The sequence below is a fragment of the Kitasatospora sp. NPDC051164 genome (assembly GCF_044455625.1).
In the GTDB taxonomy this organism is placed as follows: domain Bacteria; phylum Actinomycetota; class Actinomycetes; order Streptomycetales; family Streptomycetaceae; genus Kitasatospora.
In genome coordinates this window covers 1-14,875 of sequence record NZ_JBITFB010000060.1, presented here as the reverse complement: position 1 = coordinate 14,875, position 14,875 = coordinate 1, and the positions used below count along the sequence as shown (strand labels likewise).

General features: G+C 74.4%; 11 protein-coding genes. 1 reads left to right on the top strand and 10 read right to left on the bottom strand.

All coding sequences use genetic code 11. The features are described 5' to 3' along the window. Nucleotides 1-149 precede the first annotated feature (149 nt). From ACIBEC_RS45055 to ACIBEC_RS45040, 4 genes are all read right to left on the bottom strand, one after another. Nucleotides 150-2,327, bottom strand: coding sequence for an ATP-binding protein (locus ACIBEC_RS45055; RefSeq protein ID WP_360509026.1), 2,178 nt, complete (start codon nt 2,325-2,327; stop codon nt 150-152). Continuing rightward, the gene (locus ACIBEC_RS45050) at nt 2,324-3,055 is read right to left on the bottom strand and encodes a DUF4255 domain-containing protein (RefSeq protein WP_360509028.1); all 732 of its coding nucleotides are present in this window, start codon (nt 3,053-3,055) and stop codon (nt 2,324-2,326) included. Before ACIBEC_RS45050 ends, ACIBEC_RS45055 begins: the two co-directional genes overlap by 4 nt. Further along, nucleotides 3,052-6,249: a hypothetical protein gene (locus ACIBEC_RS45045; RefSeq protein WP_396290665.1), complete on the bottom strand. Its 3,198-nt coding sequence runs from the start codon at nt 6,247-6,249 to the stop codon at nt 3,052-3,054. The genes ACIBEC_RS45050 and ACIBEC_RS45045 overlap by 4 nt, the downstream gene beginning before the upstream one ends. Nucleotides 6,250-6,456: 207 nt before the next feature. Then, nucleotides 6,457-7,248: a LuxR C-terminal-related transcriptional regulator gene (locus tag ACIBEC_RS45040; protein WP_360509032.1), complete on the bottom strand. Its 792-nt coding sequence runs from the start codon at nt 7,246-7,248 to the stop codon at nt 6,457-6,459. Between the two features lie 210 nt (nt 7,249-7,458). Between ACIBEC_RS45040 and ACIBEC_RS45035 the strand changes: the two genes are divergently transcribed. Continuing rightward, nucleotides 7,459-8,874 (top strand): hydrolytic protein, encoded by a 1,416-nt coding sequence (locus ACIBEC_RS45035; RefSeq protein ID WP_360509034.1) that lies wholly within the window; start codon nt 7,459-7,461, stop codon nt 8,872-8,874. Nucleotides 8,875-9,402: 528 nt separating this feature from the next. On the opposite strand, the gene ACIBEC_RS45030 is transcribed toward ACIBEC_RS45035, so the two are convergent. The 6 genes from ACIBEC_RS45030 to ACIBEC_RS45005 all read right to left on the bottom strand — a co-directional run bounded on the left by ACIBEC_RS45030 (nt 9,403) and on the right by ACIBEC_RS45005 (nt 14,717). Next, nucleotides 9,403-10,011, bottom strand: coding sequence for a hypothetical protein (locus ACIBEC_RS45030; RefSeq protein ID WP_360509036.1), 609 nt, complete (start codon nt 10,009-10,011; stop codon nt 9,403-9,405). Further along, nucleotides 10,008-11,324 (bottom strand): hypothetical protein, encoded by a 1,317-nt coding sequence (locus ACIBEC_RS45025; protein ID WP_360509038.1) that lies wholly within the window; start codon nt 11,322-11,324, stop codon nt 10,008-10,010. The genes ACIBEC_RS45030 and ACIBEC_RS45025 overlap by 4 nt, the downstream gene beginning before the upstream one ends. A gap of 111 nt (nt 11,325-11,435) precedes the next feature. Then, on the bottom strand, nt 11,436-12,248 hold the full coding sequence (locus ACIBEC_RS45020) for an ATP-binding cassette domain-containing protein (RefSeq protein ID WP_360509040.1): 813 nt from the start codon (nt 12,246-12,248) through the stop codon (nt 11,436-11,438). 152 nt (nt 12,249-12,400) lie between these two features. After that, entirely contained in the window at nt 12,401-13,252 is an 852-nt protein-coding gene (locus tag ACIBEC_RS45015; protein WP_360509042.1) for a zf-HC2 domain-containing protein, read from the bottom strand. Then, nucleotides 13,249-13,779, bottom strand: coding sequence for an RNA polymerase sigma factor (locus ACIBEC_RS45010; protein ID WP_360509046.1), 531 nt, complete (start codon nt 13,777-13,779; stop codon nt 13,249-13,251). The genes ACIBEC_RS45015 and ACIBEC_RS45010 overlap by 4 nt, the downstream gene beginning before the upstream one ends. A gap of 287 nt (nt 13,780-14,066) precedes the next feature. Then, a complete protein-coding gene (locus ACIBEC_RS45005; RefSeq protein ID WP_360509044.1) occupies nt 14,067-14,717 on the bottom strand; it encodes a hypothetical protein in 651 nt (216 codons plus the stop codon). Nucleotides 14,718-14,875: the final 158 nt, after the last annotated feature.

Genomic DNA, 14,875 nt, shown 5'->3' with positions numbered 1-14,875 from the left:
CCGAGTCTGCTGCCCGGGCACCGTCCGGGGACATGTCCCGAGGTCCCGGACCGGGGGCAAGAACGACTGCCCCCGGCGGCCACCACGACGGGTACCCGCAGGCCCCACCGCCCGCCGCCGAGCGGGCGGGCGGACGGGCGGACGGGCGGTCAGGTGCGCCCGGCGTCCCCGAGGACGCTCAGCCACGGCCCGAACTCGCTCTCCAGCACCAGCCGGCCGAGCTTGCGGTACTCGCCGACCACCGCAGCGACCAGCTGCGCCATGCCCAGCGGAGCGCCCGCTCCGGCGGCCAGGTAGGCCGCGGAGACCGCGCAGGCCCGGATGGAGCCGCCGGTGAGTTCGAAGTGCCGGGCGCAGAAGTCCAGGTCGAGGTCGTCACCGCGGGGCAGCCGTGGCCCCAGGCAGCGGTCCCACAGCACGCGCCGCTGTGCCTCGTCCGGCAGCGGGAACTCCGCGATGACGTCGATCCGGCGGGTGAACGCCTCGTCGAGGTTGGCGCGCAGGTTGGACGTCAGCACCGCGATCCCCTCGAACGACTCCATGCGCTGCAGCAGGTAGGCCGTCTCCACGTTGGCGTGGCGGTCCTGGGCGTCCTTGACCTGCGAGCGCTTCCCGAACAGCGCGTCCGCCTCGTCGAACAGCAGGACGCCGTTCACCTGCGCGGCCTCCGTGAAGATGCGTTCCAGGTTCTTCTCGGTCTCACCGATGTACTTGTCCACCACGGTGGACAGGTCCACGACGTACAGCTCCATGCCGAGCTCCGCGGCGACGACCTCGGCCGACATCGTCTTGCCGGTGCCCGACTCCCCCGCGAACAGGGCGATCACGCCGTTGCCCCGAGCGCCGCCCGGCCGCATCCGCCACTGCCCGAGCACCTGGTCGCGGTGCCGGGCGCGCAGCACGAGCTCGCGCAGCCGGCCCGCGGTGGGATCGGGCAGCACCAGGTCGGCCCAGCCGACGGCGGGTTCGATTCGGCGGGCCAGGCGGGCCAGGCCCGCGGCGTTCTGCGCGCGCACCGCGGCCCGCACGTCCTCGGCGCGCACGGGGCGCCGTTCGGCGGCCGCCGTCCTGGCCGCCACGGCGGCGGCCCGCTCCAGCTTCTCCTGGTCCACCCGGTAGGCGGCCACCGCCTCGGCCAGCTCCTCGCTCAGCGGGTCCGGCTCACCGCCGTCCGACGGACCGGTCAGGGCGCGGGCCCAGCGTTCGGTCCGACCGCGCGCGTCCGGCGGCGGGACGGTGATCACCAGCGGGCTCTCCCGCGACCAGGCCGGGTCCCACACCTGCGGGCCGTGCACGATCAGCGGGACGCCCGCGAGTTCCGCGCACAGGTCGCGCAACAGGGCGGCCCGCTCGGGCCGTTCGGGTTCGAGCCGGTCCAGCGGTCCGAGCACCACACCGCCCCCGGCCAACCGCGCCTCGCGGGCGAGCACCCGCACGATGCCCGGCGACGGGCGGGCGGCCAGCGCGGCGGCGTCGATGACCAGGGGCGGCCGGCCGTCGGCGGCGAGGGCGGCCACGGCCGGCGGCCCGGCGTGCCCGTCCCGGTCCAGCAGGTGCACCAGTCCGCCGTCCGCCGCGGCCGCGCGCACCCGGTCGACGAACTCCGCGGCCGCTCCGACGCCGGGGTCGGGCCCGGGGGTGGCGCGGCGGGCCAGCCCGGCGAGCGCGCCGTCCGGCTCGTCGTCGCCGAGCAGGTGGGCCGTCACCCGGTCCGGCACGCGCAGGGTGCGGGAGAGCAGTGGGCGCTCCGGCTCGGCGACGTCCAGGAGGCCGCCGACGATCAGTGGGGCCCGTACGGAGAACCGGAAGCGGCCGGCGCCGGCCCCTGACAGTCCGCACAGTTCGAGGGCCAGCCCAACGGTCGCCCGGCGTCTGGTCAGGTCGTCGTTGAGGTAGCCGTAGAGCTGTTCGAAGCGGGTGTCGAGGTCGGGGGCGAGGGCCACCAGCAGGAGTTCGACATCCACCGGGAGCAGCCCGAAGGCCTCGCCGAGCCGGGCGAGCCGCGAGCCGGGCGGCGGCGCGGGACCGTCGCCGGGGGCTCCGCCGTCGCGGAAGGCCGTGGCGGAGGCCGCCAGGATCCGCTCCACCGCCTCCGGGCTGAGGTACTGGCCGCGGTACGGGTCGTCCGGGTCCGGGTCGTCGGCCCGGCGCTCGCGCACCGCGCTGCGGACCCGCTGCTCGACGCGGTGCAGCCGTTCCCAGAGGTGGTCGGGTCCGGCCGCTGCCCCGTCGGTGGCCTCCGGGGACGACGCGGCTTCCGTCACCGACGTCACCGACGGGACCGGGACCGGCGTGGCCGCCGTGGCCGACCCGAGGTCGAGGCTCATCGCGCCCTGCCCCGTGGCCGGCGGCCCGGCGGCAGCTCGCGGTCCCGGGGCGCGGCGAAGCCGTCCGGTCCGGGGTCCGCGCCGCCGTGGTAGCGCAGTCGGCGGCCCGGCCCGTCAGCGGGTGCCGCACTCTCCGGGGTGCCGGCCCCGGCCTCCCGGCTGGTGTCCTCGACGCGTACGACCAGGCCTTCGGTGACCGGCGGCCCCGCGGGGCTGAGCCCGCCGGGCAGCGGGGCGAGCGCCCTGAGGTCGATCGAGGGCCGCAGTTCCCCGCCGAGCGCGGACCAGACGTCGGACACCGACGGCAGGCCGGTGTCGCGCCCCGTGATGTCGATCCCGACGGTCAGTCCGAGTTGGGCGAGCGTCCCGGTGAGCATCCGGGCGGGCAGCGCGTCCACGGTGGTCAGGCACTGCAGGACCTCGGCCAGCAGCCGGTGTTCGTCCTGCGGCCGGTTGGTCCAGACGGTGACCAGGTAGGCCAGCTCGAACCATCGGGGCGCGGCCCGGTGGCCGACCACGACGCCGTCCTCGTCGTATTCGGCGACGGCGCCGGCTTGCCGTCGGTCCGTGTCCTCGCGGATCCCGTAGAGGAAGACGCTGACCGTCGGAGCGGTGCGCCGGGAGGCGAAGTCGCGGGTGGGCGCATCAAAGACCACCTCGACTCCGCGTTCCGGCAGACCGGCTTCGGCGAGCAGCAGCCGCAGTGCCTCGTCGACTTCGTGGATCACCGCCGGTCCACCTCTCCCGGCGGGCCGACGCTGCCCTCGACCACCAGGAAGGGGGTGGTCACCGGGGAGAACCCGGGGCCGTCGGCGGTGATGGTCCGCGGGCCGGTCTCGTCCTTGGGGAGGATGAGCAGCTGGCCCGCGAAGGTGCCGTCGGCCCGCGGGTACGTCGGTGCCGCCGCCGCGGTGATGCCGGGCTGCCAGGTGAAGCGGACGGGCGCGCCGGGCGGGAAGTCGAAGCCGCGCACGGAGGTCACGAAGCCGGGCTTGCCGATCGGCGGCACCGCGACGATGCGGGGCTGCAGGATGCGCAGCGGGGTGCTCGCCCGGTGCGGTCCCGGGGTGGCGTCGGTACCGGTGGTGGTGAGCTCCGCGGTGATGGTGGTCTGCAGGGCCGCGTCGGGTGACAGCACCACCCGGACCACCTGGCTGCCGCCCGGGGAGAGGTCGACCAGGTCGCAGGTCCCGGCCCGGCAGCCCGGGGGCAGCGGCTCGGTGGGCACACCTGCGGGCAGGCCGAGGGTCAGGCGCAGCCCCGTCGCGAGGGCCTGTCCGGTGTTGCGCACCGTGTAGCTGACCGTCACGTGGCCGCCGACGTAGCCGGGGTTCGGTTGGGCGTCGACGGACACCCCGGGTCCGGCCTGCGGCGGCGGTGCCGGGGCCGGTGCCGGGGCGGGGCCGGGCGGCGGCGGAGGTGCGGGGGTCGGGGCGGTGGTCGGCGTCGGGGTCGGGGTCGGGGTCGGGGTGACGGTCGGTGTCGGCGTCGGGCTCGGCGTCGGCGTCGGCGAGGGCGTCGGCGCGTCGAGCACCGGCAGGAAGGTCCGGGCGGAGTCGTCCCCGGGGTTCGGGTCGGCCACCGTCCCGGTGACGCTCCAGCCGAACTCCTGCGTGCCGGTGCGGGTGCCGATGAGCCGGGCGGTCACCCGGACCACCGCGCCCGGTGCCAGGGTGCCGAGGTCACAGCGCAGCGCTGCGGCGTCGCACTGCCCGACGGGGCTGGTCAGCCCGCCGAGCCGGGCGCCGGTGGGCACCGAGGCGGTGAGGACGGTGCCGGGCGAGGGCGCGGGGCCCTTGTTGGTGACGGTGATCGTCACGTCGGTGCCGCCCTGGACGGGGACCGCGGGGGTCCGCTCGGGCGCGCTCAGTGCCAGGTCGACGGACTGCTGGACGGTCGGCTCCTTCTGGCGTCCCGGCAACCGCCGGTCGAGCGGGGTGAGGGTGCCGGCCGCGAAGTCGTAGACGGCCAGTCCCTCCGGCGAGTTGGGCGGCAGGGCGCGGCGGGAGGTGAGCACCAATTGCGCGCCGTTCGCCGTCCAGGCAACGTCGCGGGGCTGGAACGGGCCGCTTTCGGAGGTGTCGGGCAGCGGCCGGGTGCAGGCGTTCTTCTGGCCGCGGAGCGCGGTGGGCAGGATCACCGTGCAGTCGCTGCCGGTGGGCGAGGTGACGAGCACGCCGTCCCGCCGGTTGTTCCCGCCGTCACCGGCCTTGCGGTTGAAGGCGATGCGCCGGCCGTCGGGTGAGAACACCGGACTGTCGTCGATGACGTTGCAGCTGCCCGGGCAGGCTGCCCGGCTCAGGTCGGCCTGCCGGGCGAGGTCGTCGGCGGGCACGGTCCAGATGTGCATGTTGCCGGCGTTGCCGTTGATCACCTCGGTCCTGGAGAAGGCGATCAGCTTGCCGTCGGGGGACCAGAAGGGCTCGCCGTCGGAGGCGCCCGCCTGCCCGGCCGGCGGCTCGACGGTGCCGACGATCGCCCCGGTGGACACCTGGGCGATCAGGATCCGTCCGGGACGGCCCGGTTCCTGTCCGCGGCCCGGGGTGCTGCGGCTGAACACGAGCAGCTTGCCGTCCGGCGAGAAGGAGGGGTCGGTGTCCCGGTCGGCGGGGCCGCGGCCGGCCAGGTTCATCGGGTGCGGGTTCGCGCCGTCGGCGTCGGCCAGCCAGATCCGCTGGATCCGCCCGGCCTCGGCGTCCTCGTAGCGGGTCACCGCGATCTGCCGGCCGTCGGGTGTGTAGGTCTGCCGCTCGTACCAGGGGTCGTAACCGGGGCGGGGGTGGAAGAGCGGGTCGGCGGCCGGGTCGGGGTCGGTGTTGGTGTCGGCGGCCGGGTCCTCCCGGAGCACGCTGATGCCGAGGTCGCGCGGGTCGGCCCCGTCGGGGCGGACGTCCTGGAGGTCGGCGACGTTGGCGGTGGTGGCGCTGGTCTGCTCCACCACCGGCCCGCCCTTGTCCTGGCTGCCCAGCCAGGCCGGCGTCGCGATCGACCGGTCGGTGCTGTAGAGCAGTCGGGGGTCGTCGCAGGAGCAGGTCGGCGCGCGGTACAGGTTGACGACCGGCGCCCGGGGCGGTTCGGGCTGCTGCGCCGGGGGGTTGGCGGGGGGCAGGTCGGAGCTCAGGAAGAGGACCCCGCTGCCGTCGGCCATCCAGGCGGCGGAACCGGTGCGCCACGTGGACCCGGTGCGCAGGAAGAACGCCTTGTCGCCGCCGGTGGGCGAGGTGAGCATCAGGGTGCGGCCCTGGTCGCCCTGGTCCCAGGTGTAGACGATCTGGTTGCGGTGCGCGTCGTCGTTCACCGGGTTCCAGGTCGGGTCGACGGCGTTTCCGCTGGTCACGTCGGTGACCTTGACGGGCGCGCCGCCGGTGAACGGCCGCAGGTAGATCTGGGTGTGCGCCGGGTCGCCGGTACAGGCGTACGCGACCCACTTGCCGTCGGGCGAGACGGTCGGATGCGTCTCGTCGGCCGGGCCGTCGGTCAGCCGGCGCAGCCCGCTGCCGTCCCGGTTGACGACCCACAGGGCGTGCCGGGGGGCGCCGCCGGCCCCGGTGGGCTCCAGCGCCTCGAAGACGACGGCCTTGCCGTCCGGGGCAAGCGCGGGGTGGCCGGTGTCCATGCCGGTGGTGAGCTTGTGGACCGCGCCGGCCGCGTCGCGCAGGTAGACCTGGGGCAGTTGACTGTCCCGCAGGCTGGTGAAGACCAGTTCGTCGCCCCGGGCCGAGGGGTCCTGGTCGAAGTGGATCGGGCCGGGCCCGAACAGCGGGGTGCTGGTCGCCGTGCCGGTCACCCGGCCGAGGCCGCGGTGGTCGGTGCCGGCGAAGGCGATCCGCCCGGCCGCCGGGTCGGCCGCGGCGGCCGGGACCGTGGTGGCGCCCTGTCCGCCGGGGGCGGCGGTGCCCAGGGTCATCACGGCCGCCGCCATGGCGAGCAGGACGGCGGCGGCGGCCCGGGCCGGCCGCCGGATGGAGCGGGGAGTGCCGGTGGCGCCGATCACGCTCGACCTCTCAGGATGGCAGGGGCGGTCTCCCCGCAGTCTCCCCGGCTCGGGCCCCCGGGGACAGAGTCCGGACGCCCGAGCCGGGGGTAACAACCTGTGTCCCCAAAGGGCAGGCCGCCACGGCCGCGGCCTTCAGATCAGGCCGCGCCGCATGGCGTACCCCACCGCGTGCGCCCGGTTGCGCAGGCCCAGCCGCGTGATGATCTCGTGCAGCACGTTCTTGACGGTGCGTTCGGAGTACGAGGTCTGGGCGGCGATCTCACTCGTGTCGAAGCCCTCGGCGACCAGCCGCAGCATGTCGGCTTCCCGGGCGGTCAGGGTCGACAGGGTCAGGCCCCGCCCGTCGAGCATGGTGCGCTGGAGTATCCCGATCCGGTCGAGCAGCTCGCCGAGGAGGTCCCCGGGCATCACGCCCTCGCCGTTGGCCAGGGCGGTGATGAGGTGTACCAGCCGGTCCTGGTCCGCCTCCGAGCGGCGCAGCACGGCGGCGACCCCGCACTCGACGATCGTCTGCAGCCCGCCGGCCTCGAAGTGACCCACCACCAGGCCTATCGCGCCCGACGAGGCGAGCCGCAGCCGGCGCAGGTGCTCGGCCACCGTCTCGGTCATGGCGTCGACCACCAGCAGGGAGACCTCCGCCTGCGCCGCCTCGCTCTCGCTCAGCAGCTCCACCTCGGGCCGCTGGCGCAGCTGTTGGACCACACCGGTCTGCAGGATGATGTCCTCCGCGTACACCGCCACGCGCACCTGGTCCGGCTTGGCCCGCACCTGGGCGGAGGCGCCGCCTGCCGCGGATGGACGGGCGTTGCCGGACGGACGGGCGTTGCCGGACGGGCGGGCGCGGCCGGACCGAGGTGCCACCGTCGTCCGCAGGGTGCTGACGGCTTCCTCACGGCATGTACGGGTTGTGTCGGTCGACGTCATCGAACACTCCATTCTCCAGGGGACCTGTGGTGGTGACGGCCGGCCGCCGTCGGACAGCGCGGGCCGTGGCTCTGGGGTGCGGGCACCCGGTCCGCGCGGTGCGCCGACGGCACCGGACGGGGTCGGTCGGTCCGTACGGGCAAGGGGTGTGCCCACGGCTTGCCCGTACGGCCCTCTCCTCGGACCGTCCGGAGGTCCTACCGTCACGCTATGACCACATCCGCCGAACTCGGCCTGCCCGCACTGACGGTGGCCCCCGGTGGCGTGGCCACCACGACCCTGACGGTACGCAACGACCTCGACATCGTTGAGGCGTACTCGCTTGAGGTGGTCGGCGACTGTGCCGCCTGGACGACCGTGGAACCGGCCCGGATCTCGCTCTTCCCGGGGACGTCCGAGACGGTGACGGTGCGCCTGGCTCCGCCGCGTTCGCCCGCCGCGCGGGCCGGTGACTTCCCGCTCGGTATCCGGGTGCTGCCGGCCGAACGCCCCGAGCTGGTGACGGTTCCGGAAACCACGGTCACCGTGACCCCGTTCCACGAGTTGCAGGCCGCCCTCGCGCCGCGCCGTCGCCGAGGCTGGCTGCGCGGACGCTACCGGACCTCGGTGCGCAATCTCGGGAACGCTCCCGGCACCGTCGTCCTCACTCCCGGACAGGCCGGCGAGGACCTGCGGTTCCAGGTCACCCCGGAGCGGCTGCGTCTCGCTCCCGGCGAGTCCGGCGAGGTGCGGCTGCAGGCACGCACCCGCAAGCTGATCTGGTTCGGCAAGCCGGCGTCCTGGCCGTTCGAGGTCACGGTGGGCCCGGAGGAGCCCGAAGCCCGCAAGGGCCCGGACGGCAAGGGCGCAGAGGGCAAAGGGGCGGACGGCAAGGGTCCGGAGGGCACGGCCGAGACCACCCCGAGCCCAGCCCTGACCGCTGCTCAACGTCCGACCCTGGACGGTGAGTTCATTCAACTGCCGATCCTCCCCAAGTGGTTGCTCGCTCTTCTGGCGGCGCTGCTCGCCCTGCTGCTGGCCTGGTTCGCCCTGGTCCGCCCGGCGGTGCGCAGCTCGGCGAAGCAGGCCGCCGAGAAGGCCGTCGCCCAGCAGTCCGCCACCCCCGCCCCGGCTCCGACCCCCGGCGCTCCCGAAGCCGGCGCGACGCCGGCCCATTCCGGTGCGAGCCCCGGTGGCCAGAACAAGCCGGGCGCCGGGCAGCCGAGTTCCGGTCCCGGCGGCCGCAACCCCGGCCCGGGCGGCCTCGCGGTGCCGGGCACCGGTTCGCAGAGTTCCGCGACGATCGACGTGCAGAGCGCGAACGCCGCCTCCGCCGTGGGCACTTACCAGGTGCCGCACGGCAAGGTCTTCGACATCACGGACATCGTGGCTGCCAACTTCCAAGGCGACCAAGGGCTATTGACCATCACGGCCGGAAACCAGACGATCACCACGATCGCCTTGGAGACCTTCCGCAACCAGGACTACCACTGGGTGACTCCCATCCAGGTCTCCGAAGACCAGGCCGTGACGGCGAGTGTGACCTGCGAGTCCCCGGGCACCCCGGCCTCGGGCAAGCAGGCGTCCACATGTCACGAGCTCCTCAATGTCAGCGGTTCGCTGAGCGACATCAGGCAGGGCAACTGATTCGGCACGCAAAGCGATCTTCCCTTCCCCGGGCAGTCGGCCCGGGGAAGGGCGCGCCGGATGCCCACGATGTCGACGAGCCCTTTCGGCCCATTCGTCTCCGCGACCTCCCCCTTCCCCCGTATCTCCTCCTACAACCCGTGACCATGTCAACACCCACCAGTAACCGTGGCGGGTTCGAACAACCCACGGACAGCGCCGCACGGCCGCACCAGCCCGGCCGGCCCTGCCCTCACGGGACAACCGGTCAGGTCCCCGCAGGGCAACCGGGCAGGTCCCGGAAGGGCAACCGGTCCGCCCCCGCGGACGGTGAAGTCTGACCCGGCGGCACCACCGCGGCGGCCCGTCCGGCCCGTCCGATCGCACCCTCCGCGCCTCTGCCCTGACCGACCGTCACCGGCCGTGACCGGCACAAACGTTGATTTTACGACAAAAGCCGGCCCCACCCGCTCGAGCCTGAACAGTGGTTCAGACCCGGGCGGGTGGGGCCGGCGGCGCCCGATCGGTACGTCCGGACGATCGCGTCGATCAACGACCGGACGATCCTCCGCGGCTCCCCCACCGGATGTAGGCGGCGGCGCCCACCACGGTCAGGACGGCGGGCACCGTCCTCGAGACGTCGGTGTGGGGCTCCTGGACCATCCAGGTCAGCGCCTCTCCGGTGATGTTGTCCCGGGGTCCCACCGCCAGCATGAGCAGCGCCCAGCCGACGGGCGGGGCCCAGGCCGCCTGCGCCCCGAACAGCACCGCCGCCAGAGCGGTCGTCGCGGTGAGCGCCGACACGGCCTGGACGAGGGTGCCGAGCGGCACGGCGTGCGTCTGCCGACCGGCAAGCAGGCCGACGGCGGCGAGCAGGCCGAGCAGGGCCCCGCCGAGCAGCGTCAGGTGGAGCGCGCGGATCAGCCGCCAGCGGGCGGGCGTACCGCGTTCCAGCTCCTCGTCCGGGCCGGCCAGGGTGCGGGCGACAGCGGCGACTCCCAGCACCACGGCGATCAGGCGGACCATGCGAGAGCCCCCCGGATCGTCCATCCGGCACCCGGCCCAGGTGAGGGCGGCGGCGCACAGGAAGACCACGGCGGTCGCCGGAATCGCCCGGCTGCGCAGGTGCAGCACGAGGCCGCGCAGTCCCGGGGTCATCGGCCCGCTCCCTCGCCCGTGATGGCACCCAGCGGGTCGCCGCAGGTCAACCCGGCCTTTCGGCTGTCCCCGATCCGCCGGTAGCGCTCCTCGGCGGGCAGCGCGCGCAGGGTGTCGTAGGCCGTGCGCGCGAGGGGGCCCAGCTTGTCGGTGGGGGTGCCCAGGAGCAGTGCGGTGATCGCGGAGGCGGCGTCGCCCGCACGGGCCCTTTCCTGCGCTCCGGAGAAGCAGTCGAGGTCGACCACGGCGTTGCGGGCCACCACGTCGAGGAGGGTGGCCGGTTCCCACCGGATGCCGCCCTCCTGGGTCCGGTTCGGGAGCTGGACGCGCACCGTACCCGGGTCCTTGGCAGCGGCCGGCCGGTCGTCCTCGAGCTTCCAGGTCACCGGGTCCTCCTGGATCCGCTTCGGGCCGCCGGGCACCTCGGCGAAGGCGTCGAGCACCCTCCGGGCGGGAGCCAGGAGGTCGGGCAGCGCCCTGCTGTGCACCTTGGTGACGCAGACCCTGCTGTCCTCGGGTGAGCAGACCAGTTCGGTGGCCCGCGGGGCGGGGACGATCGCGCCGGAGGGCGCCAGCAGGGCACCGACCGCCATCCCGGCCACGGCCGGAGCCAGGGCCAGGACCCGGGCACGCGTGGTGGCCGCGACGGTCAGCAGCACGCCGGTGACACCGAGGGCGGCGAACCAGACGCTCTGGGCCAAGGACAGCGAGGGCAGCACCCGGTGGAAGTCGTCCGTCACCGGCAGCATCGGGAGCACCGTGTCCACCAGGCGGTTCGCCGGCCGGCCGTCCCGTATCCGGCTCACCGTCAGGATCAGGAACAACAGCACCGCGCCCAGCGGCGCCGCGACCGGCGTCGGCGCCGCCCGTCCGATACCCAGCCCGAGCAGGGTGACCGCGACCGTGGCGAGCAGCCCCACCGCGAGGCCCAGCGGCCACTCGCCGTCGCTGAAGGTCGCGTGCCCGGAGACGATGACCGCGGCCCAGACGACCACCGCGGTCACGGCGAGCACCGCGGCACCGGCCAGCACCACGACGGCCGGCAGCAGCCGGACCGGGCGCGGCCGCGGCGTCGCGGCGAACAGCTCGGTGACCGCGTTGCGACGCTCCCGCCCGCCGTGCCAGATCGCGGCGGCCAGCACCACCGGCAGTCCGGTCCAGGCGGTCGCCCGCATCGAGGAGACCAGGGGCGTCCAACTGGCCGCCCACTCCTGGACGTCCATCCAGAGGAAGGCACGGGTCACGGCGGCCATCACCAGGAACAGCGCCAGGGCGATCGAGCGCTTCGCCTCCAGGCGCACCATTCGGAACATCACGGTCTCCAGTGGTCGAGGGGATCAGGACAGGCGGGGTGTCGCAAGGGCGATTGGAAGGGGATCGGAAGGCGATCGCAGGGCGATCAGGGGTGACCGGGGGTGCGCCGCCTACGCGCCGGCGCCGGCCTTCGCCTGGCGGTGCCGGCGCAGGATGGCGGAGTAGCCGCGCTCGATGTCGCTGTCGCCCGGGTCGGTGTCGGTGCCCGCGGCGCGGAGCCCGTCGACGTGGCCCGCGAAGACCGTGGCGCCCTCGTCGATCAGCACGACGCCGGTGCAGGCCGCGCCGACGTCCTCGACCAGGTGGGTGGAGACCAGGACGCAGGACCGCTCGCCGATGTCGCGCAGCAGAGCGCGCAACTCCAGGCGCTGGGCGGGATCCAGGCCGACCGTGGGCTCGTCGAGGAGCAGGATGTCGGGGTCGTTGACGATCGCCTGGGCGATGCCCGCCCGGCGCAGCATGCCGCCGGAGAGCGAGCCCATCCGGTCGTCGGCCCGTCCGGTCAGGTCGACCCGGTCGATGGCGTGCTGCACCGCGTCGGCCGCCTTGTGGCCGGGCACCTCCTTGAGCCAGGCCATGTACTCGACGAACTCGCGCACCGTGAACCGCCGGTAGTGCCCGAACGCCTGCGGCAGGTAGCCCAGCCAGCGGCGCAGCTCCCGCAGTTCGCCGCGGCTGCGGCAGGCGCTGCCCAGGAGTTCCAGCTCGCCGCTGTGCGGGGTCAGGACGGTGGCGAGCGTACGGATCAGGGTGGTCTTGCCCGCCCCGTTGGGACCGAGCAGACCGTGCACGCCGACGCCGAGGTCCAGGTCGATCCCGTCGACCGCCAGGCGGCGGCCCCGCCGCACGGTCAGCGCGCGGGCCCGGATGTGGTGGGAGTAGCGGGTGGGGGCGATCTCGCTCGCGGTACCGGTGACGGGCATGGTCGGGTCTCCTCGCAGTACGGGTGCAGGGCAGGGCAGGGCAGGACACGGCAGGGCAGGTGGAAGGCGGCACAGGTGGCCGCCGGCGCGGGCCGGGGAAAGGCGGCGCCGGGCCGGGGAAAGGCGGCGTCCACGAAGGACGACGGGCCGGGTCAGCGCCGGCGCACGCGGGCCTCACGAGAGTGCAGGTAGGTGTTGCGGCACAGGACGACGGCGACGCCCAGGGCCGCGACCGCGGCCGCCCACCCCGGGGCGGCGGACTCCCGCAGGTAGACCGGAACGGTCCTGTCGTCCATCGCGGGGATGACCACGAACGCGGCCCAGCCGACGCCGAGTGCGGTGGCGGCACGCTGGACGCCCAGCCTGCTGCCCAGTGCCAGGGCGGCGCAGGTCAGCGCGAGGGCGGGCAGCAGGACCAGCACGGGTGCGGTGCCGGTGATCCAGCCACCGACCGCCAACGGCGGGATCACGAAGGCCAGCACGGCCACGGTCCGTCGCAGGACCAGCGCGAGCCCGGCCCTCGGAGTCGTGGCGACCAGCTCGTGGACCGGATCGGTGTGCGGGCCCCAGCTCAGGGCCACGCCCAGCAGCGGCATCGCCGGGGCCAGGAGCAACAGGGTCGGGGAGTCCCGCGCGACGGCCGACGCCAGGACCAGAGCGCAGAGGACGACGAGCACGAGCGCCGCGACCCACGGCCCGAACGCCGGGGCCGCCCACCGGGCCAGTTCCCCCCGCGCCCGCCGCCACCGGCGCCGACGCACCGGCGAAAGCGACGCCGACAGGCGCTCGCGCACCTGCTCCACCAGCGCGGTGGCCGCCGGGCTGTGGGTCAGCGACACCTCCGCCAACTCGGCCCGGCAGACGGCGCACCGCTCCAGATGCGCCTCCACCGCCCAGAGCTCCCCGACACTCGGGCCCTCGCTCCGACCGTCAGTCGGACCGGCCGGGGCGTCCGGTCCCAGCACGTAACTCACCAGCAGCCGACGGGGGGCGTGCGCAGTCATGACAGGGCCTTTCGCAGGTCGAGGCGGGCACGGCGGGCACGGGTCTTGACGGTTCCCTCGGGAATCCGCAGCAGCGCGGAGGTCTCACGGACCGTCAGCCCGTCGAGCACCATCGCGGTCAGGACCTGGTGCAGCTCGGGCGCGAGCCGGTCCAGGGCCGCACCGAGGTCACCCCCGATGACAGAATCGAGCACCTCGCGCTCGGCCGAGGGCGCCGGCCCCAGGGCCGCGGACGCGGGCGGGAGGGCGTTGTGCCGGCCTCGCACCCGGAACGCGTCCACCAGCCGACGGGCGGCGATCGTCCACAACCAGCCGCCGGCCTCCTCGCCGCGCATGCTGTCGGCAAAGGATCCGGCCGCCCGCCACACCGCCAGGTACGTCTCCTGCAGGACTTCGGCGACGATCTCGTCGTCCGCGCAACGCCTGCGCAGACGCGCCGTCAGCCAGGGCGCGCTGCGCCGGTACAGCTCGTCGAAGGCTGCGGTGTCCCCGCGGGAGATCCGCCGGACCAGTTGGGCCTCGGTCATCGAGGCCGGTGAACGCTTCACGTCCTGGTCTTACGGTGCGCCGGGCCCCCCGGTTTTCCCCCAGCCAGTGATGCGCGTCACATGGCCGATCCGGGCCGGGCCCAGGCAACGGAGTACGAGCCGATCACCCGCCGCGCCCGGGACGGCCGAGGCGCGCCGGCCGCGGCCGTGGACGGCGCCCTGCAGCCCTACGGTCACGTGGCCCGGCCCCGGAGGAGGGTGCGGAATCGTGCGAGCGCGCCCACGCCGATGAACCGGTCGATGCCGTCGATGGCGTCGTAGGTACGTCAGCGAACCACGCCGTCGTCGGCACCGTCACCGGCGGCCAGTCGGCGGCCCTCCGCCAGAAAGGCCATGACCCCCGTGACACCGCCGAGTTCACGCATCCGCCGGGCAGCGCCGAAGGGCGCGTTCCAGAAATCGCCCTGCCGAGGAATGTGCGGGCCGACATAGGCGTACGGCTCCGACAGGAACGCGTCACCGGGCGAGACACCGTAGTTGACGCCGTCGACGGTCACCCCGATGTCGAAGTGCTCGGGCCAGATGACCGGCTCCGCGCCGGGGAACAGCCCACGCAACGCGGCGTCGCCAAGCGCGAAGCAGTGCAGGAGCCGGCCGGCAGCGGACGGGTCCACCTCGACCGCGTCATCGACGGCGACGCCCAACCCGTCCTCGTACAGCCCGACGGGAGCACCGACCGCGAGCCCGAGTGCCGCTCCGAGCGCGGTACACGTGGTCCACTCGAGGGACAGCACCTCCCCCGGCCCGACCAGCTCAGCGCCGATCACCCGCAGGCGCGGCTCGACACTGGTCGCGAAGCCGCCCGCGCAGGCACGCAGCCGGATCGTGCCGCCCACCCGGTGCTGAGGCCCAGCCAGCACCAGCTGGGCCACCGCGTGCAGGGAACGGCGGGTGCGTACGAACGTCTCGGTATCCATGGAAGCCATGGTCTCGCAGAAGGGCTCACGGCGGTGTGGACACCCTGATCACGACATACGAAAAACCCCCATCCGGGATCCGGATGGGGGTTCTTCTGAAAGATTGTTCGGCGGCGTCCTACTCTCCCACAGGGTCCCCCCTGCAGTACCATCGGCGC